Below are 20,064 nucleotides of genomic sequence, written 5' to 3'. Positions count from 1 at the left end.
TTATTTCACACGGACTTCGAATTCGACCGTACCGGATTCGTGAGCTCCCAGTCCATCGTCCAGGACAAACGTGAGCACCTCACTGCCTTCACCGTTAGGCTCGGTGATGACATCACCTTTGCGGTCTGTTTGCAAACTATCCGGGATGAACCGGAGGCGTGGAGTCAGATTGTCTACAATGCGGACGTCATGCAGATCGTAATCACCGGTGTTGATAAATCGAATGGTGAAGCGAATTGTGTCGCCGACTTCAGCTGTCTCACGATCAGCCAGTTTGACAATGTGTATCTCACTCTTCTCAGCTCGCTGATCCTCAATACCAACAGTAGCCTGAACTGTCACACGTCGATGTGTCTGGGCCGCCTGAGATGTTGTTCCCGACAGCTTCGGAAACAGATCACGTGACCAGACAGCAGCGTTTGCCAGTTCCTGATGGAAACCGGGGCCCTGTTCCCGCTCCAGAATCTGTCGTCCTCTGATCGATTCCGCCTGCAGACCCTGATCAACCTTGTCATTTCGCTGTGGCCGAATCGTGGCTGTGGACTCAATCGAATTCTGCTGCGCCTCGGCACCGTCTGCACGCCGACGAGAAGCGACGGCAACAAACTGCTCGTCCGTGATCGTCTGACGAATCCCGTTCTGCCGGTTCATACTGCCAACAGAAGAAAACTCTTTCGCCTGGACCGCATGGTGAACTCTGGTCCCGGAACTGGCGCCTTCGATCACTCGCACCGAACCAAATCGAGGTGAGTAAACGGCAACACGATTCGACGCACGAACATGAGATCTGCCGTTGTGATCGGTGTATTCCGCGATCGTATCTTCTGTATCCAATCCCCTGCGACTACCGCCAAAGTAGTGCGTCGGCAATCGACGATCGCCGCCGTCAGCCAAATATTCATCCGGATACAACTCAGACGGGGACATGCGTCCAAATGCCGCATCGATTCGCATTTCGGCGGGCGTAAAGTGTTGGACAGGATCATGGCGGACATCGGAAACGACTTTGTGTGACAACGGAATGATTTTTACGCCTGATACTTCATCATCCAGGTCCTGCGTGGACAAGGCCGTTATCACAGAAGAATCATGGTAAGGTGAATTACTCATTCGAACCAGGCCGGCTGTTACGACATGTGTTTCACTTAATTCAACATTTTTCAAAGTGTCAGAAGAGTCTGTGGGAGTGACGAGTGCCGGATTCGCCTGATGCGGGAACGCCGTCTGCGGTTCGGAACTCGTTTCGATGTCACTGACAATGGCTGATTGCAGTTGATTAACAAATGCCGTCCGGGAGCTGCAGGCCGGCAGGAACAACAACACAGCCACAGCGATTCCTGCCGCCGCCCGTTTATATTTCCGTTCCGATTTCGGACAGATCAAAGTTGTGTCGTATTTCATCATGGTTATGCCAGCTTATGTGAATTGATCCGGACCGCTGTCACTGTGTGCGCTCGGCCGTTACGGAAACCTGGGAAAACCGTTGCTCTGATTCGTCATTTGCCAGCAGTTGTGCGGCTCCACCCGTTCCGAAGAACATTCGAGACGACTGGATTTTTGATGGACGGCGTGCTCCAAGTCGCACAATGATCATCGGCCGGCCCAGACGATCAGCCTCCTGCAGTACATTCTCCGAAGGAAGAACAGTCTGAGGGACTTCCCGGTTGAGCGGATCCAGCTGTTGCGCCAGCTGTGGTTGTTCCAGATAGATGACTCGCGTAACCAGTCGACCGGTCAATGCCAGACGAATGTCATCCCCGGAAAACGGAACCGGCACCGGATACTTATGCTCCTGCCCTGCCGGTGGATGCAGTCGATCGAGGATCTCGATGGAAGGATAGAGTTCGGCATCCGGAAATTCAGGCATGTGTGCCAGCCGAAGTCGGTAGACGTGTCCCGGATTGACGGCAACACTTGCGGGAGATGATGAGACTGCCGCAGGTTTGCCCGGGCCGGAATAGATAGAAATTTGGCCGCCACCAGGAACCTGAATCTGTACCGGCTGAAGCCAGTTGCTTTGATGGCCGCAGATACGGGTCAACCACGCCGCTGACTGTCCAGGCGGAGTTCGCTGGTTCAGCGGTTGATAAAACTTTCCCTGCTGGGCACAGACCGGTACGGCGAGCAGCAACACGGTCACGAATACGACAGCAAGTGTCAGCAGTCGGAAGAAACGGTCAGCCATGGGTTGCGGTCCGTGAAGTAGAAAAAGGGCGAACAGGGAATTCCCTGATTCGCCCCTCTGCGTTTATTTAGTTGTGATGACCCATAAAGGATCTATCAATACTGCTACTTTCAGATCAATAGAGAACCCGCGAGGTCTTTGAACCTGGATGGGCTAATTCGCCAGGAGCGTGTGTCGGGTGAGTTTCTTCGTACTGAATGTGTCGCACCGGGTCCACAGTCCTGATCGGCGGATTGCGTTTTACATCAATCAGCATATCGTCCACAGGTGCTGAGATTTGATTGTGGCTGCGGTCCCGAATCGTCAGTGACTGCAGTCCTGCCGGTCTGCCCAGAGGCAAATGAGGTGGACCGGGCAGTCCGATCGGTGTGCCAACACTTGTCATACCCCACGGAGGAGTCATACCCATTCCGGCAACCGGTCCAACCGGCTGTCCAGGAAGTCCTCGACCACCAGCAGCAATCATAGCCCCTGGTACACCGTGAATTTCTGCCGGGAGCATCGCAATTGGCGTTGGTGGTACGTTTTGACCATTCTGACCACTGTAAACTGTGTGAGAGACCTGCTGGAAACTACCGTTTTCAGCCATCATTGCTGTTGGCATTTCCAAATCCTTGTTGCCGAATCGCAGCACAGCCATGATCGTGCCCATACGTTCAGCCTGTTGAACGGGGTCCACACCAGGGGCAAGTCTTGTAGAAATCAATGTTTCTACACCCGCAATCGCCCGGGACTGATGTTTTGGATCCGGCAGATAGATGACCTTTGTCACCATATTGTTATGGATGACGTGTTCCAGATCTTCTTCGGTGACTTCAACCGGTACAACGCTGTGTTCAAGGTATTCCCGCGTGTTCGGGTCTGTGCCACGGACTTCCAGGGTTGGGTACAGCTGTAGTCCCTCATAGCCCTCCATGGAGAACCCGCTGAATTTCAGCTGATAGACCGCATTTTGCGGAAAATCATAGCGATTCCCGGAAAACAACTGGTCATTGGCCCAGCCGTCGGACACTTTCCAGCCAATAACCATTCCTGGCTGTCCGGTAAATTTCACCTGAGTCGCCAAAGCCGGGTGTCCATGACCAGCCAACAGGGAAGCTGAATGGGACGTATACTGGAGCACACCCGGTCCAGGACCGTCTACACCGGGCCCTGGTCGCGCAAGCCTCTCAGCCGGCGGGTTAACGTAATCGTTTGGTTTCAGCACGGCGCTTCCACTTCCGTCCAGGCCGGCACACCCCATTGAGACAACCGTTAGGGCGCCCAAAGCCAAAATTTTAAACCTCATTGGAACCCCTTCCGTGAGATGTTGATTGTTCGCACCAACGTTTACTGACCAGATCACCGTACCTGAATATGAAGACTTGAATCACAGATCAGGACGTGATCCGACAGTTTGCTGTCGACCAGAACTCGCCTCTGGAGATAGAATTCGCAGTCTGTCCGGCACCCAAAACAATGATGTAGGGAGTGTATCAGCGGACAGAAGACGGTCTGTCACTCCTAGATGTCGGGTAAGAACGACCCAATTCTTTGGCAAAACCAGTACTTTCCAAACATGAAGCATAAACTGCACAAATTCACACACTGTCGAGCGCTCTTTACTGCGGCAATTTTCGCCGTTATCACTTGGGTGTTCAGCTTTTCCGCTTCTTTGTCCGCACAGGATGATGCAGGAGAGTCTGCAACAGGAACGGTCAGCTCTGCTGTATCTATTGTCAACGACCTCAACGCTCTGGATGTGCTCAATAGTGTGCGCGAACGTCTGGAAGGCCTGCAGTATCTTCAGTGCAACCTATACGAGTACGTCCATTTGTCAGACTTGAGGTTCTACGCCCGGGGGCAGTATGCCCAGGCCAGCAACAACAGAGTACGTGTGGAATTCAGGATCTTTCCGATTCGCGGAGTTCGCCGAACGGATGAAGCACCACTCAAACTTGACGGGGAACCGGAAGACACCGGAAAGCAGCAGCCAACCGGTGAGTTGACACAGGTCAGCGACGGCAATGCCCTGTGGACTTACTGGAAAAATGGAGACTCAACCCGTCTGACGCGTCGGGATATCCAGGAAATTCTCAAAGTGGCAGGAGAATCAGAGCAGTTTGATCCTGATCATATGCTGGCAGATCTGGGTACGGGTGGTCTGCAGTCACTGATCGCCCGGCTGCAGTTGGGTATGGAGTTTGGAAAAGTCCGCGAACAGACGCTTGGCAATTCCAGGCTGCTGGTTGTCTCGGGAAGATGGACCGCTGAATCTCTTAAGAAGTATTTCAATGTTGAAGATCGTACTGCTCCACGACCGCACTGGATGCCCGAATATGTACGTGTCTACATAGATGCAGAAGCGATGCTGCCACGAAGGATTCAGTACCTCAAACGCCATCCCATTCCGGAAGAGAATAAAGTCCGTCCCTTGATTACGCTGGATTTTCTTGAGATGACAATCGACGACACGGTGGACGAAAGTCGGTTCCACTTTGAAGCACCCGAAGGTGAACTGGAACTGGATGAGACGGGTCGCACAATTGAATTGATTCAGCAGGCTGCCAGCCAGCCGGTTGCCCCGACGTCCACGGCGCCCAATTCAGTCCCGAATCAGGTTCAGGACGTCGATTCGGATAAATCCACGCAATAAATTGCTTTTTGGCACCAGGTGACCTGGAAACACAGCAATGCCATCCCGGCTTTCGGAGGCAAAAACGTCCGAGACGAGGTTTCTGCAGTCCCTGCTTCCAAGCAGCGTGGCGTCCATCGTGCTTCATGGCCTGGCCATCGCATCCACCCTTCTGATAGCTCGCGGGTGCCAACAGGGAGTTCCGGCAGACGCCGGAGGCGAAGAATATCACACAGTCGGGCTGGTACAGCTTCTTCCTGAAGAACCGACTGTCCACAAAGATTCAGACCTGCCGGCATCGATCGAATTCACTACCCCACAGGATGGTGAAATCGATCCTGCAGTCCCCGAGACACCTCCCAGTGTTGATGAATTGCTTTCGGACCATCGCTCCGTCGATCCTACAGGATCCGTGGAAATCCCAAATTTGATCGGAATCGGGACACTGATGTCCGGTGCTGATGCACCTGTCCGGTTAGTTTCACCATCCGGAGGACGTTCCACAGGAGGATCAGCCGACTCGGGTCCGGACAGAACGGCCTTCATGAACATAACCGACAGCGGACGGCGATTTGTGTATCTGATTGATACGTCGGGCAGTATGAACAATGGTGGCCGCATGGAACTGGCTCAGTCACAGTTGCTGGCCAGTCTTCGAATGCTGGAAGCGCATCAGGAATTTCAGGTTATTTTTTACGGTGATGCACCAATTCAAATGCGTTTGAGAGGTCGGACAAAGGGCATTTATCAGGCGACCGCTGCGAATCTCAATCTGGCAAAGGACGCGATTGAAACCGTCGATTCCGGAGGAGGGACGATGCATCTTCCGGCGCTGCTGGCCGCTCTTCGGCTGAATCCGGATGTGGTGTATTTTTTAACCGACGGACAGGACGCCAGCCTGACCAAAGCAGATCTACGGAAGCTCCTGCGGAAAAATTCGAGTGGTGCTCGTATTCATGTCGTGGAATTTGCAGCGGGAAACCCTGAATTACGGGACCCGACGTGGCTTCAGTTGCTCGCAAGTGAAACCAGAGGTGAGTACCGCCGCATACAGAGATAGCTTGTCAATTGTTGTCGACTTTCAGGAACATCGGCAACCGATCTTAACCTTGGACGGTTCTGTTTCCTCAGGACAGTCTGTTATCGACGATACTCAGATGAATCCCTCCGACTGCAGTCGCAGACCGCCCCAGCGATTGAAGACGTCAGTCACCCGAAACAAACATTGAATGAGGAGCCTTGCAAAGCAGAAACAAACCGTCTGCCAAGACATTCCGAATGTACTCAAATTTTCACGATGTCGTACATTTGATGACCGACCATCCAGGTGTCGCACAGACCACAGGAAACAGACACATAAACGTTGTCCGTCAACCGATCAGCAGCCCCGATTCATGTGGTTGAATATGTGAAAGATTTACCGGAAACCTGGGTTTCCGGCCGACCGGAGATGCTTGCCAGGCAGACCGGCGGCGAGTACTGTCAGTCAGGTATTTTAACGCTCAACCAAATCCGGGATGCGAGCACCTGTTCGTCATCGACAATTGGCCCGGTTCCAGGGAATTCTAGTTTTCCCCAAATTTCCACAGGACATTCTCCCGAAATTTTCAACCATGCCAGATGTGCCAAATTTCGTTGGACGCTTTCCTCAGCAGCGTCTCCGCAGAAACCGTCGATACGACTGGTCGCGGCGATTGGTTCGTGAAAATCGCCTGACAGTAAACGATCTGATTCTACCCACATTTGTCATTGAAGGAGAAAATACGGCTGAACCGGTATCGTCGATGCCAGGTGTCAGCCGGCTGACAATCGATCGTCTGATTGATCAGATTCGGGAAGCGGAAGACATCGGTATTCCCGCGGTTGCTGTCTTTCCGGTAACACCAACAGACCTCAAAACGGATGAGGGCAAAGAAGCCGTCAATCCCGACAATCTCATCTGCCGCACATTACGGGCAATTCGCAATGCGGATATCAATATCGGTTTGATCGCAGATGTGGCTCTCGATCCCTACACCAGCCACGGCCAGGACGGTGTACTGAGAGACGGCTATGTGGTGAACGATGAATCTCTGGAACTGCTGGCACAGCAGGCACTGATCCAGGCCGCTGCCGGCAGTAATGTCATTGCCCCTTCGGATATGATGGACGGGCGAGTCGGTGTAATCCGATCCGCTCTGGATAACGCCGGACACGAAAGCGTTGCCATCATGTCCTATGCAGCAAAATACGCCTCAGCGTTCTACGGCCCGTTTCGCGATGCAGTGGGTTCCGCCGATAATCTTGGAAAATCAGACAAACAAACGTATCAAATGGACCCCGCCAATTCAGATGAAGCGTTACGTGAAGTAGAACTGGACATCGCGGAAGGCGCAGACATGGTGATGGTGAAACCTGGCATGCCGTACCTGGACATCGTTCAACGCGTCTCGAAGACATTTGGTGTGCCGACCTTTGCGTATCAGGTCAGTGGTGAATATGCGATGCTGAGTGCTGCTGCAGATCGCGGCTGGCTGGATCGCAGCGCAGTGATGCTGGAAAGTCTCATCGCCTTCAAACGCGCAGGAGCAGACGGGATTCTGACATACTTCGCCCTTGATGCGGCGCAACAGCTGACCGCTTCCTGAACCGACGGACCATTACGCAGTCAAAAGAAGGGCACCGTTCCCCCGCATTATCAGCACTAAGAAATTTTCCAGGTCACATTGCCATGACTGTTCATACGATCCGTCTTGCCGGCCCGTGGGAACAGCAAACGGCGGGCACCGATGCCGTGCGGATTGTGCTTCCGTGCTCTGTTTCCACTGACAGACCACCGGCAGCACTGATCCGGAAATTCCATCAACCCGGCGGACTCACTGACAGAAGTAAGGTTCACATCGTCATCACCGTGGACACCACGTTGTTCGACGCCACTGTGAACGGGCAGTCCGTTCCGGCCGCTGACTGCCGACAGTCCGGGTCATGGTTCGAGATTTCACTGGAGATCACAACCGTGCTGAAACCATTCAATACACTCAGCATTCGCAGTCACAAAGATCGGAAGCTGACTTTGCAGTCGGCTGTCATGCGAATCCAGGATGACGGTTGATGGCTACAGGGCATTAACGTCCATGCGATTCAGCAACAGGGCCAAATGAGCGGGCAGCCACTGAAGCTTTGTGGCAATCCCGTGGCCAAAGACATCAGCGACGTCCGGTAGTTGCTGCGGGTGACCGGGGTGATAGTCCACCAGCAGGTTTTGACCGTCCGTATGACAACGTGTCCCCGTCTTCCAGCGCGCACAAAGGTGCCGGAACCGTCTGACGGGAATCAAACTTGTATCGGTCGTAAGAGCAGGATCTTCCAGACCGTTCATTAATAGTTCAGCAATTTGCCTGTTCCGTTCAATCTGTCCAGGTGTCGGCGGGACAACATCGGTTCCGGCAATGGCAAATGCCTGAACCCAGTCGCCATAGGTAGCCTCGATGATGTCCTTGACAACCGGAGGAAACACCGGCTGTGTCGTGGCCTGTATCGGGTTGTCCGCTCCGCGATCAAACAGAATGTGATACAGCCGGTTGATTCCATCTGTATCCCAGCCATACCTCACCGGTGTTCCGAAGGCAGCAACCGTCACGTTTCCGGCCAGAGGGTGAGGTGACTGACTGCTCTTCAGGGTTTGATAAGCAACTCGCCAGTGTTCTTCATCGGGACGGCCACACGCCTCAAAGAAACGGTCAACGGAATGGCGATGATTTGCCAGCAGATTTGACAACAGAGCAAAACCGTTGCCGGCGTGAGAATGCCCCCACAACAGCACCTGTTCCGGCAGAACAAGATTGAGGCTCACAATGTGATTCAATAACCGAACAGCCAGGTCTGCTCGGGCGAAATGGTGATTCTGCCCTGTCCAGGATGGATCAAGCAGGAGGACTTCAGGATCGCCGCCGACCAGTCTCTCGAAATACTGAGTATATTCCTCTGTGTAGTTCCCGGTGTCATCGGCCACCTTATCAATGATTTCCTGTATTCTTCTTTCGATTCGGTCGGCAACGGCATGAATCCGCGGACCAATCACCGGCAGTTGTCGAGGGACAGATCTGAGAGTACCTGCAATGTTAAAGGGATCGCTGCCGACAAATGTTCCGGGAACGACAATAACCTGGCGTACCGAATGGTGAGTGTGCAGTCGGCCAAAATCGACGGGACCGGGATCCATATTCAAAACGTGACGGGTTGGCGTAATTTGGGGCGTCGTCGGATATGATTGATGCCGAAATCGATTGTTAGCTGGCATGCAGAATCCCTGTGGCTGGCCGTCAGTGAGCAATTCACAGTTGCTCACTGAAGCGTGTTACATCCCTCCGGAACGCCGTCGCTTGAGATTATCGATCAGCACTGCTGTCAGCAACACGGCGCCCAGAATGATTTGCTGTTCATACGCACCGACATTCAGCAGATTCATTCCATTCTTAATCACCGCGATAATGAACGCTCCAATCAGTGTTCCCAGAATTCGACCTTCACCACCCATCAGTGACGTGCCACCGACAACCACGGCGGCGATTACCTCCAGTTCGTACATCACGCCCAGCTTGGGGTCTCCGGTCGCCAGTTTGGACGACAGTATGAGTCCACCCACTCCGGCCAGAGTTCCACAGGTCACGTAGACCGTAACCAGCACACGTCGAACAGGTACACCACAAAGCCGAGCTGCTTCCTGATTACCACCGACAGCATAAACATACCGTCCCAGCGCCGTGTGAGTCATCACAATATGGGCGAGGCCGTAGAGTACAATCATCATCAATACAGGTATCGGAATTCCCTGGACGGTTCCGGACCCGACTGCCGTCCAGCTTTGTGGCAGAGCAGAAATCGATGCACCATCGGCAATCAAATACGCCAGCCCCCGGGCCATCATCATCATGCTGAGTGAAACGATAAACGGTGGAATGCGAAATCGAGTCACCATAATACCGTGAAACCCGCCTGCAGTACTGCAGACACCCAGGGCAGCCGCCACTCCGATCAGCATGGCCCCCGGACCGGCGTTTACTCCACCCAGTTTACGAATAACGATCGCGGCCGTCACAGACGCCAGAGCGACCAGCGAACCAACACTCAGATCAATTCCTCCGGTGATGATGACCATAGTCATTCCCACCGCAATGACGGCATAGATCGCTGTTTGATTCGCCACACTCAGCAAGTTATTTGTCTGGGCAAACACCGGCCAGCTGTAAGGCTGTGGTGAAACCCTCTGACCCAGACGGCCGGCCTCAAACCGATCGAAAACGGTCCAGCGTTCAGCGATTCCGGAAATCGCAAGGTGCGTCGGAGACACCCCGTCATTCAGTGCATCCGTAATAGTGCGACGGGCGTCGGACGGCTCGCCCGAAACAGTCCGTGCGACAGTCGCCCCGCCGGCACTGAGATGTTGTTCGGCGGCCTGAACAAAGGCCTGTTCCACGTCGGACACTCCGGCTGCCACGATCACCACCGCCTGATCATTCTGAGCCAGAATCATTTCGGCAACTGCGCGTCCTGCATCACTGCCGACAGGTGTTTGCTCTTTCCACGTAAGAATCGTGAACAGCAGCATCAACAGCAACAGGACGAAGATCATCCCGTATCCGGAGATAAACCGGTGAAGTCGATCTGGTCGCTGGTCAGACATCATGAATTCAATCCAAAGCGTCCTGTCGCTTTTAAGAAGACACGGACATCCCTGACGAGTTGCCAATGGCCAGAGTCATCAGCTGTTCCTGCGTCGCTGCGGACACGTCCCTGACTTCACCGGCAATTTGACCTTCATGGATCACAAGAATCCGGTCACTCATCCCAAGTATTTCCGGTAACTCTGAGCTGACCATTACGATCGCCCGACCGTCCGCGGCCAGTGAATTCATCAGTTGGTATATTTCATGGCGCGTGCCAACGTCAATGCCGCGAGTGGGTTCATCAAACACAACGATTCTGGCCTCACACTCAAGCCATCGCGCCAGCAGAATTTTTTGCTGGTTGCCGCCGGAAAGACTGGATGCCGGTTGTCGGGAACCGGCAATCCTGATCTGAAGTGACTCAGTGTATTTCGAAAACGCTGTGTGTTCCCTGCGGCTGTCAATGAATCCGTTCCGAGAGAATGCCGGAAGAGCGGCTAAAGAGAAATTCTCAAGCACACTGCGGCCCGGCACAAGTCCTTCACTTTTCCGGTCTTCGGTCAACAGGCAGATCCCGCTGCGGATTGCGTCACGCGGCGACCTGATGTTCAGCAGCTGCCCGTCGACTTCAATGGTCCCTGCATTCGGACGATCTGCTCCAAAAATCAGACGCAGTAATTCGGTGCGGCCGGCACCGACAAGTCCTGTAATCCCAAGAATCTCCCCGGCACTCACATCGAAACTCACATTATTGACGACTTTTTGCCGTGTAAGCCCGCGGACACGCATACGAACATCTCCCGCCTGTACACTGCGTTTTGGATATTCGTGAATGATCGTACGACCCACCATCATTTCAATCAGCGACTCACGTGAAAAATCTGCGGCTGGTTTTGTGGAAATATGGCTGCCGTCACGCAATACGCTGATCGTGTCTGAGATCGCGAAGACTTCGTCCAGACGGTGACTGACATAAATGATGCCGATTCCGCGCACCGTGAGTTCACGGATAATCTGCATCAGGCTGTCAACTTCCCGCGGCGTCAGTGCGGCGGTTGGTTCGTCCATCACCAGAAGGCGAACGTCCCGCAGGAGAGCCCGGGCGATTTCAACAATCTGCTGCTGAGCTACTGACAAATCTCGACACGGTGAGTCCAGCGGAACTGAAACGCCCAGCCGGTCAAAAACATTTTCTGCGTGCTGTCGTTCATTCCGGTGATTCAGCAGCCACGATTCACGACCCAGAAACAGGTTCTCAACGGGTGACAGGTCAGGCACCAGGTTGAACTCCTGATAGATGACTCCTATTCCCGCTCGAATGGCGCTGACAGGATCCCGAAACACAACGGGCTGCCCGTCCATGAGCAGCCTGCCGCTGTCCGGTTGATGAGCGCCGGCAAGGATTCGGATCAAGGTACTCTTGCCGGCTCCATTTTCACCGACCAGGCCAAGAACCTGACCGGCGTGGACACGAAGAGACACATTCTCCAGCGCACGCACACCGGGAAACGACTTGCTGATCCCTGAAATATGGAGCAGCCCTGAAGGGTCCATGTTGAGAATCAGTTTCTCGTGACGTCAGACACTGCTGTCCTCATGGCTGCTGCCGGTCTGCAGTTCCGGATCGCTTTCTGCATCAGCCCTGTAGTACAGTCTGGAGGGAATCAACTCTTCTTCCGGCACATCTTCGCCATCGAAGTGCTGCATCATCAACTCAATCGTACGACGACCCATTTTCTTTGGAAACTGAATGGGGTCGCAAAGTATTCTGCCTGCAAGAATGGCTTCTTTTCCGGCTTTTTCACCGTCAAATCCGATGACCGTAATCTGATCCTGAAGGCCGGCTTCCTCCAGTGCAGAACAGGCACCTAATGCAGACGGATCGTTAATAGCAAAAATTGCCGCGAGGTCACTGTGGGCTGTCAAAATGTCCTGGGTCTTGGCATAACCAACGTCACGTTTACCTCCCCCGTTCAGCTCTGAAACAACTTCAATCTGAGCTGCACCGGTCGCCACATTGTGAGCGTCAATGATCTCGTGAAAACCTTGTGTCCTCATCTGGCAGGATTCAACATCCGGATAATTCAGAACCGCGACTTTGCCACCGGATTCACCAAGCAGTCGCACCATGGCCTCACCCGCCAGTCGCCCGCCCTGCAGGTTATCAGTGGCCACGTGACTCACCACTCGTCCGCCATCGCCTGTATATTTAATGTCGTTGGTAAACACCGGAATGCCGACGTCATTGGCTTTTTTGATTGCCTGGCCGATCGAAGCCGAATCGACCGGATTCAGCACAATCGCGGCCACGCCCTGAATAATGAACTCGTCAATCTGTTCAGACTGACGGACAACGTCCTCATTCGCTGAGACGACAGTCACCTGATAGCCATGCTCACGAGCCTCATCAGTCATGGTATCGGCGATAATCTGAAAGAATGGATTTGTCAGCGAGAGTGCTGAATAGCCGATCGTGCCCCTGGAATCGGCCGCGGTCGATTCCGCACTGCCGGAATCAGACATTTCCCTGCCATTTGAACCTGGATCTGTACAGCCGCAATGGACCAGTCCGATCAGCGTTACAAACAAAAACGGCAGACAATGTTTCATCGTTTTTTCCGACCAGAGAGTTCATCACGTTGGTGTTCTGTCAAAGAGAATCAGAACATCATAACAATCCATCCCTGACGATCCAGAAACCCGCGACATCGATGTTGACAGGTAACTTGGCAGAAAAGCAACAGACAAACCAGATGAATGTGATACTGTCAGGGCTCGCCTGTTCCGATTGAGTCATCTCGATCAGCCGTCATTTGTCTCATTCAACTAATAATACACCGGATCTTATTTATGCCTCGCATCCAGCCATTCAATGCCATTCGCCCTGCTCGCGAACACGCAGCCAGCGTCGCTTCAGTGCCCTATGATGTGGTGAGTCGGTCCGAGGCTGTTGCAATGGCCAAAGACAATCCCCTCAGTTTTTTGCACGTCATTCGTCCGGAAATTGATCTCCCTGAAAAAACAGATCCGTACGCTGACGAGGTCTACGCTGCTGGTCGGGCCGCCCTCGACCGATTACTTTCGGAATCTGTCCTGCAGCGTGATCCGGACCGCTGTCTCTACGCGTATCGCCAGATAATGAACGGGATGCCACAGGTGGGACTTGTCTGCTGCTGTCACGTCGACGACTACACAAATGACCTGATTCGCAAACACGAAAAAACGAGGCCAGCCAAAGAGGACGACCGTACACGCCACGTGATGACCCTGAACGCTCACGCGGGGCCCGTGTTCCTGAGTTACCGCAGTGCCCCGAATATCAACACCCTGATTGAAACGGTCGTACAGACTCAACCACTGTACGATTTCACAGCGGAAGACGGTGTGGAGCATACCGTCTGGAAAATCACTGAACCTGATCCTTACCTGGCGGCCTTTTCGGCAGTCCCGGTGTTCTACGTTGCAGACGGCCACCATCGATCAGCCAGCGCCATGCGTGCTGCAACACTGCGTCGCAATACAAATGAGCAACACACCGGCACTGAAGAATATAATTGGTTTCTCTCCGTGTTATTTCCGTCAGATCAGCTGAGAATTCTGTCGTACAATCGGGTTGTCAGGGATCTCAACGGCCTGACAGCAACCGAATTTCAGTCGCAACTGACTGAAACGGGACTGCTGGAAAAAACCAGTTCGGCGGTACCTGCCGCTGCAGGAAGTTTTTGTATTTACTTCGGCAGCCAGTGGCATCGCCTCACAATACCTGACGAATCCATCGACAAATCAAATCCGGTTGCATCACTGGATGTGGCGATTCTGGAAGATCGTGTCTTACGACCAATTCTTGGAATTCAGGACGTGCGAACGGATAGTCGCATCGACTTTGTCGGAGGAGTTCGCGGTACTGACGAACTGGAAAAGCTGGTCGACTCAGGCAACTGGGCAGTTGCTGTTTCAATGTACCCTACGTCCATGGAACAGTTGATGAACGTTTCGGATGCTGGACGGATCATGCCGCCAAAAAGCACCTGGTTTGAACCCAAACTTCGCAGCGGACTGCTCGTCCATTCACTCGATTAAATGCCTAAGCAAGTGATTCGAGTACTTCATCGATCAGGCTGTATTCTTTAGCCTCTTCCGCGGTCATAAAATTATCGCGGTCAGTGTCTTCCTGAATTTTTTCAAGTGTCTGACCGGTGTGCTTCAGCAGTATTTCGTTCATCCGCTGTTTCACACGCAGCACCTCTTTGGCATGAATTTCCAGTTCTGTCGCCGTGCCTTCCATGCCCGCCAGAGGCTGGTGAATCATAATCCGCGCATTAGGTAAAGCGTGACGCTTACCAGGAGCACCCGCAGTCAGCAGAACAGCCCCCATACTGGCAGCCTGACCAATGCAGTAAGTCGCAACATCACAGCTGATGTACTGCATGGTATCGTAGATCGCCATGCCGGCCGTGATCGACCCGCCAGGAGAATTGATGTAAAAGTGAATGTCTGCCTTCGAATCATCAAACTGAAGAAACAGAAGCTGAGCAACAATGCTGTTTGCCACATCGTCATTCACACCACTGCCAAGGATGATGATCCGATCCTTGAGCAGGCGACTGTAAATGTCCATCGCACGTTCTTCACGGCCGTGCTTTTCGATGACGTAGGGCACCAAGGCAGTCATAAAGGAATCCATCCGGTGAGCTGGAGAATAATGAGATCAACTGGAACCGATCAGGTCTTCTTCTTTGTTCCGGCGGGTTTGTCCAGAACTTCATCCACCAGACCGTAGTCCTTCGCTTCCTGTGATGTCAGGTAATGGTCGCGTTGTGTGTCATCGGCAATATGTTCCACGGACCTGCCGGTGTGACCGGCCAGCAGTTCGTTGAGCAGTGCACGTGTTTCAAGAATGTCTTTCGCCTGAATTTCAATATCTGATACCTGACCGCCAACCTGACCATGGGGCTGATGAATCATCATTTTGGAATGTTTCAGCGCGAATCGTTTTCCTGGGGCGCCTCCGGCCACCAGGATCGCTCCTCCACTGGCTGACATCCCCACACAATACGTGGCAACGTCACATTCGATGAACTGCATGATGTCATAAATCGCCAGTGTTGCCGTGACCGATCCGCCGGGTGAGTTCACATACAGATGAATATCCTGGTGCCGATTTTCTGACTGCAGGAACAGCAGCTTCATCACAACCAGGTTTGCACTGCCGTCATGAATCGGACCATCCAGAAAAATGATCCGGTTGTCCAGCAGCAGATCACCGACACCCATTTGACGCTGAGCGGTATAGTCGCGGGCGAGCATGGGACTATAGTCGGTACGCGAGTCCTGCATTATCTGTCTTCCTTTACTCCGTGCATCGTGTGCATTCATGAATGTCTGTGACCGCAAAAGCATCTGAAACCGTCAGCCGGAAGATTAGCCGGATTTGGCGGCATTCGCACACGGCAGGGCTTGCCGCTGTGTAATGCGTAAGAGGAGCTTCTATTCAGGAACCGTCCCCGCTGTCAACATCATCGTCACTCGTCGCGTCGCTGTCTGCCACCTCTGTCGTGGTGATGTTTCCGCAAATCGCAATAGCGGCCGTAGCCACGTCGTTTTCTGCAAACGGCTTACGTGCAACATCAGTGAACGAGATTTTTTCGGTAACCAGATCAACGGCTTTGCGTTCCCGCAGCTGAGCTTCCATATTGTCCATCATTCCGGACTTGATCAGACGAGCGCGAATCCGACGTAGTGACTCGCCGCTTTGAAACGCCATTAATGCCAGCTCATTTTCAATGTCAGAGTCCTCGCATTCAATATTTTCAGCAGTCGCAATTCGGTCCAGCACGAAATGTTCCTTGAGCGCCTGCCGGGTATTCTCAATTGCATTTTGGCGAATCTCATTCTCACGAGCCATGATTTGTTCACGTGTGAACCCGGCCTGCGACATTTCCAGCATTTCCCTCCGAAGAGCGTTGTCCGTCTGCTGTTTGACGAGTGACTCAGGCAAATCCCAGTCGGCGGCTTCAGTAATCCGGTCCAGTACCTGCTGTCGAGTCGACTGACGCTGTTGATATTCGATTTGACGCTCGAGCGCTTCGCGCAGTCGTTCGTCCAGACTTTCTTCCGATTCACAGTCCAATCGTTCAAGAAACTCACGATCCATTACCGGAAGGACCTGCTGCTGGACTTCCTTTACAGTGAACTCTGCCTCAACCGTTTCACCACGCATTTCAACCGTTGAAGACTGCAGTGAAACTGTTAATTTGGCACTGCGGACATCCCCAACGGAGGCTCCCGCCATCAATTCATCAAATCCACTGAACTCACTGTCCTGAAACCGCAGTTCCGAATGCAGCTGCAAAGACACGGAATCAGACTGCCTGAGCTCTCTACCATCGTACCGGAAGACAATATCGCAAACGATAAAGTCACCTTTCCGGGCTGCGCGATCAACCCGGTCCCGCTCCGCGTGGGACGACAGAAATTGCGTCCGGTAGGCTGCGAATTCCTCATCGGAAACTTCACCGGACGCACGCTCAATAGTAAGTGACGAGTAATCAGGGAGTTCGAATTCAGGCCGAACTTCGACGTCAAACTCATAACGAAAATCGCCGGAATCCGGTATGTCCAGACTCTCAACATTGATCTCAGGCTGGTTGATCGGATCAATATCGTTGTCGTCAGATAACTGTTCGAGACTCTGCAGCAGCACCTTTTGCTTCACATCACTGACGATTTCATCACGAAATCGCTTTTCCAGCAGCGCAGACGGAACTCGCCCGATACGAAAACCGGGCACCTCTGCCTTTTCCGCCAACTCATTGATGGCTTCACTGCGGACAGTCGCGATATCGGCCTCGGACACCGTTACAACCACATGTTTGCGACAGGGACCGACCTCTGAGACCTGAACATCCAGATTCAGTCTGCCGGATTCCTCCGCGTCGTCCTGAACTCCCGGATCAGCGACTGTCGATTGCCCTTCACTCATGCCTGTCCCTTTTCCGCCTGATTCCGTAACAATCCAACATTGATACAGGACATCATCAAGGCCACAAAAAAAGAGCGGGCGAAGGGATTTGAACCCTCGACATCCACGTTGGCAACGTGGTGCTCTACCACTGAGCTACACCCGCATCTCAAAAACACGACAACTGCCGCATTTGTCAAATTGTCACGTCCTGCAAGATATCTGCAATGCCCACACTGGCCTGCTGCACCGTGCCCATCAGATTTTGTCTAACAGAACGATCCAAGATTATGAAGGAAACCGACACCTCGTCAACCGAATCATTTTTAATGTACCCCGATTGCCGGCTGCACGAGCAAGAACCGCTAGCAAGATGGGAATCGGACAGGTAACAACAAATAATCTGATCATGCTGCAGAGGCACAAATTTGCGATCGTTTCCAACACTGCTCGACACCCGGTCTAAAATGAGCAGTATCGCTCGGGCGGAACAAGGCAAACCGTGTGTCCCGCGGAACTTCGGTCTACTCATTTTTTACAAAAACGCAGCACCCAGCTCGACAGCAGCACCATTGCCGGTTGTGCTCTTCCAGGATCCAAAACGTAAAATAAGCCTGTGCTCAGCTCGCATCAGCGATAAATTGACCGCCACTCATGAACAATCCGTTATCGCACGGAGTACACCATTCAAGTTGAACCTGATACTCAAACTGGCGACTTTCACTGGCCATTCGAACTGTTACAACTCCCGGGGAAACGGATCCGCGATGCAACATTCCGATACCGGTTCTGCTGATTTCACGTGTCATGGCGGAAACCGTATTTCCTCGCTGGGTCTTGATTTCTGCGGGAACAGACAATTCCAGGCGTTCATGAGCTCGCAGGTTCGTGCAATCGGGATTGCCGATACTATCCAGCACCGTGCGCAGGTCATCAATGGTTGGACGGCTAAAGGGATCCGACATGTCTGGCTCCGGTTACAATTGTGGGCCGAATCAGAAAACTCCCACGGCCGCGAGTGAGCTTGCAGTCGCCTGAAAATGGGTATGGCTGTTCTGCTTTGCCGGGCCGGCACTTGCTTCCAACTCGTGCCGGAAAACCGGATTTCGTTGGCCTGAACGGAAAATCAGCAATGGTTCAGACGCCATCCGGTTTCAGAAATCGGGCTACCCGTCAATGCACCATGAACAGAAAACCAAAATAGCAGCGACTGCCAGACTCTATGTCGAGTTCCGGCTCCAGGCATCTTCCACTTGGCGACTTGACCTACACGGAGCCCTGTGTTTCACCGATTGTTCCGGTTCCGCAGATTTTGTCTCTCAGGAGCAATCAGCAGATACGCAATGACCACTCCCCCCAGCAGCATCAGCCAGGTCCGTACCGACAGTGCGGCAACAATTCCCGTCTTTGACCCGGCAGGTCCTGCGACAGACTGAGACTCAAAATCACTGAGAAAAGGATCCGAATCCGGCAGATGAGAATGGAATTCGGCTGTCATTGCGAGCTGCGGAGTCCCGTGTGGAACATTGTCAACATCCACAGATGTAATGACATCAGTAGCCGAACCAGTGTGGTCGTACGACTGAGTAACGGAAGACAACCGGCTGACGGAGACCGGGTTTACCGGCTCTGCATTGAACCTCGTCACATCAGGAAATCCGGTCTCCTCGTCAAACGAAAGCTCACTTTTCGTCTTGTCAATTATTGACTCGGTGTCCCGCCAGCCGGAGATTGAGCCCGATGGGTGCCAGAGGCTGTCTTCGATCAACGGTTCATTGTCAACGATTACGTCTTTCCCGGCGGGCTGATTCTGAGAATCATGCAAATATTCATTCCCAAAATCGTCGTCGACATCTCCCTCATCCTCGCTCACAGTCTCTGAGGAATCATCAATGATATCCACCAGATCAAACTGAGATTCCCCCTCATCACGCACAGGAGAGGGTTCCTTTGAAGGGGCGACTGCGGAAAACGAAGTACTGTCACCGAATTCATCGGCTGGATCGGATTCCTCAATTGCCTCTCCAGTCAGAGGTTCGAATTCGTCCGCTGACGAACTCTGATCTTGGTTCAAGTTCGCGAGCCATTCTTCCGCCTGTGCATCCAGGTCGTCAGGTTTCTCAGCGTCTTCTTCAAATTCGGCCAAAATGTCGGCGAACGTGGGCAGACGTTCCTGCTCGTTGAATGACACTGTATCCGCATTATCCTGCCTGGTTCGTTGTTTACCCTGTTCATCTTCATCTCCCGAAGACAGCTCTTCCGACAGTTCATTCGGGTGTCCCACGACCATCACAGAACCGCTGTCTGCGTTTTCATCAACAGGTTCAACAGGTTCGTCTTCAAGAAACGGATCCGGTGAAACCGCATGCTCAAGCTTTGGGTTGAGCCAGCGGCTGATACTCAAAACATCTACGTGTTCCTGTTCACTGGATTCGTTGCTGGAATCTTCAGAAACGGACGCCAGCATTCCGTCGGACACTTCGACCTGATCCGAGTCTGCTTCGCGTTTTGCGTTGTACTCATCGAGTTCAGAAAGCTTCATAAACTCACGGTCTGATGCAAAAACATACCGCAAACGGTTGCCGGAGCAGCCGGAAACACTGATCAGCAACCCCAGGGGCAGGATCAGCAGGAGTCTGGAAACGGACATCGCTCAAAC

Annotated in this window: 17 protein-coding genes and 1 tRNA gene; 5 read left to right on the top strand and 13 right to left on the bottom strand. The window is 53.0% G+C overall.

The window, feature by feature from the left end:
• The 3 genes from MK110_01630 to MK110_01620 all read right to left on the bottom strand — a co-directional run bounded on the left by MK110_01630 (position 1) and on the right by MK110_01620 (position 3,473).
• Positions 1-1,401, bottom strand: a complete 1,401-nt coding sequence (locus MK110_01630) for a DUF11 domain-containing protein (protein ID MCH2209974.1) — start codon at positions 1,399-1,401, stop codon at positions 1-3.
• Positions 1,402-1,441: 40 nt separating this feature from the next.
• Entirely contained in the window at positions 1,442-2,185 is a 744-nt protein-coding gene (locus MK110_01625) for a hypothetical protein (GenBank protein ID MCH2209973.1), read from the bottom strand.
• Between the two features lie 115 nt (positions 2,186-2,300).
• Entirely contained in the window at positions 2,301-3,473 is a 1,173-nt protein-coding gene (locus MK110_01620) for a hypothetical protein (protein ID MCH2209972.1), read from the bottom strand.
• 270 nt (positions 3,474-3,743) lie between these two features.
• Here MK110_01620 and MK110_01615 point away from each other — a divergent pair, with 270 nt between their 5' ends.
• The 4 genes from MK110_01615 (at position 3,744) to MK110_01600 (ending at position 7,890) form a co-directional block, all read left to right on the top strand.
• Positions 3,744-4,820, top strand: coding sequence for a hypothetical protein (locus MK110_01615; protein ID MCH2209971.1), 1,077 nt, complete (start codon positions 3,744-3,746; stop codon positions 4,818-4,820).
• 37 nt (positions 4,821-4,857) lie between these two features.
• Positions 4,858-5,859, top strand: a complete 1,002-nt coding sequence (locus MK110_01610; protein ID MCH2209970.1) for a hypothetical protein — start codon at positions 4,858-4,860, stop codon at positions 5,857-5,859.
• Between the two features lie 553 nt (positions 5,860-6,412).
• Positions 6,413-7,426 (top strand): porphobilinogen synthase, encoded by a 1,014-nt coding sequence (hemB, locus tag MK110_01605; GenBank protein ID MCH2209969.1) that lies wholly within the window; start codon positions 6,413-6,415, stop codon positions 7,424-7,426.
• A gap of 83 nt (positions 7,427-7,509) precedes the next feature.
• Positions 7,510-7,890, top strand: a complete 381-nt coding sequence (locus tag MK110_01600) for a hypothetical protein (protein ID MCH2209968.1) — start codon at positions 7,510-7,512, stop codon at positions 7,888-7,890.
• Between the two features lie 3 nt (positions 7,891-7,893).
• Here the strand turns inward: MK110_01600 and MK110_01595 are convergent, their stop codons facing one another.
• The 4 genes from MK110_01595 to MK110_01580 are packed head-to-tail and all read right to left on the bottom strand — an operon-like array spanning position 7,894 to position 13,054.
• Positions 7,894-9,078, bottom strand: coding sequence for a hypothetical protein (locus MK110_01595; GenBank protein MCH2209967.1), 1,185 nt, complete (start codon positions 9,076-9,078; stop codon positions 7,894-7,896).
• Positions 9,079-9,135: 57 nt separating this feature from the next.
• A complete protein-coding gene (locus MK110_01590) occupies positions 9,136-10,461 on the bottom strand; it encodes an ABC transporter permease (GenBank protein MCH2209966.1) in 1,326 nt (441 codons plus the stop codon).
• Positions 10,462-10,492: 31 nt separating this feature from the next.
• The gene (locus MK110_01585; protein MCH2209965.1) at positions 10,493-11,998 is read right to left on the bottom strand and encodes a sugar ABC transporter ATP-binding protein; all 1,506 of its coding nucleotides are present in this window, start codon (positions 11,996-11,998) and stop codon (positions 10,493-10,495) included.
• Between the two features lie 24 nt (positions 11,999-12,022).
• Entirely contained in the window at positions 12,023-13,054 is a 1,032-nt protein-coding gene (locus MK110_01580) for a substrate-binding domain-containing protein (GenBank protein MCH2209964.1), read from the bottom strand.
• Positions 13,055-13,294: 240 nt separating this feature from the next.
• On the opposite strand from MK110_01580, the gene MK110_01575 reads away from it, so the two are divergent.
• Positions 13,295-14,524, top strand: a complete 1,230-nt coding sequence (locus MK110_01575) for a DUF1015 family protein (GenBank protein MCH2209963.1) — start codon at positions 13,295-13,297, stop codon at positions 14,522-14,524.
• A 4-nt stretch (positions 14,525-14,528) separates the two neighbouring features.
• Here the strand turns inward: MK110_01575 and clpP are convergent, their stop codons facing one another.
• The 6 genes from clpP to MK110_01545 form a co-directional block, all read right to left on the bottom strand.
• Positions 14,529-15,116, bottom strand: a complete 588-nt coding sequence (gene clpP, locus MK110_01570) for an ATP-dependent Clp endopeptidase proteolytic subunit ClpP (protein ID MCH2209962.1) — start codon at positions 15,114-15,116, stop codon at positions 14,529-14,531.
• Positions 15,117-15,166: 50 nt separating this feature from the next.
• Positions 15,167-15,781 (bottom strand): ATP-dependent Clp protease proteolytic subunit, encoded by a 615-nt coding sequence (locus MK110_01565; protein ID MCH2209961.1) that lies wholly within the window; start codon positions 15,779-15,781, stop codon positions 15,167-15,169.
• Between the two features lie 154 nt (positions 15,782-15,935).
• Positions 15,936-17,426 carry a trigger factor gene (tig, locus tag MK110_01560; protein ID MCH2209960.1) on the bottom strand — a complete coding sequence of 497 codons (1,491 nt, stop codon included), beginning with the start codon at positions 17,424-17,426 and terminating at the stop codon, positions 15,936-15,938.
• Between the two features lie 73 nt (positions 17,427-17,499).
• Positions 17,500-17,571 (bottom strand) — tRNA-Gly (locus MK110_01555).
• Positions 17,572-18,025: 454 nt separating this feature from the next.
• Positions 18,026-18,370, bottom strand: coding sequence for a PilZ domain-containing protein (locus MK110_01550; GenBank protein ID MCH2209959.1), 345 nt, complete (start codon positions 18,368-18,370; stop codon positions 18,026-18,028).
• A gap of 320 nt (positions 18,371-18,690) precedes the next feature.
• Positions 18,691-20,055 carry a hypothetical protein gene (locus MK110_01545; protein ID MCH2209958.1) on the bottom strand — a complete coding sequence of 455 codons (1,365 nt, stop codon included), beginning with the start codon at positions 20,053-20,055 and terminating at the stop codon, positions 18,691-18,693.
• Positions 20,056-20,064: the final 9 nt, after the last annotated feature.

The organism is Fuerstiella sp. (assembly GCA_022447225.1).
In the GTDB taxonomy this organism is placed as follows: domain Bacteria; phylum Planctomycetota; class Planctomycetia; order Planctomycetales; family Planctomycetaceae; genus S139-18.
The sequence above is the reverse complement of the archived record's forward strand: the minus strand, read 5'-3'. Positions and strand labels throughout refer to the sequence as shown.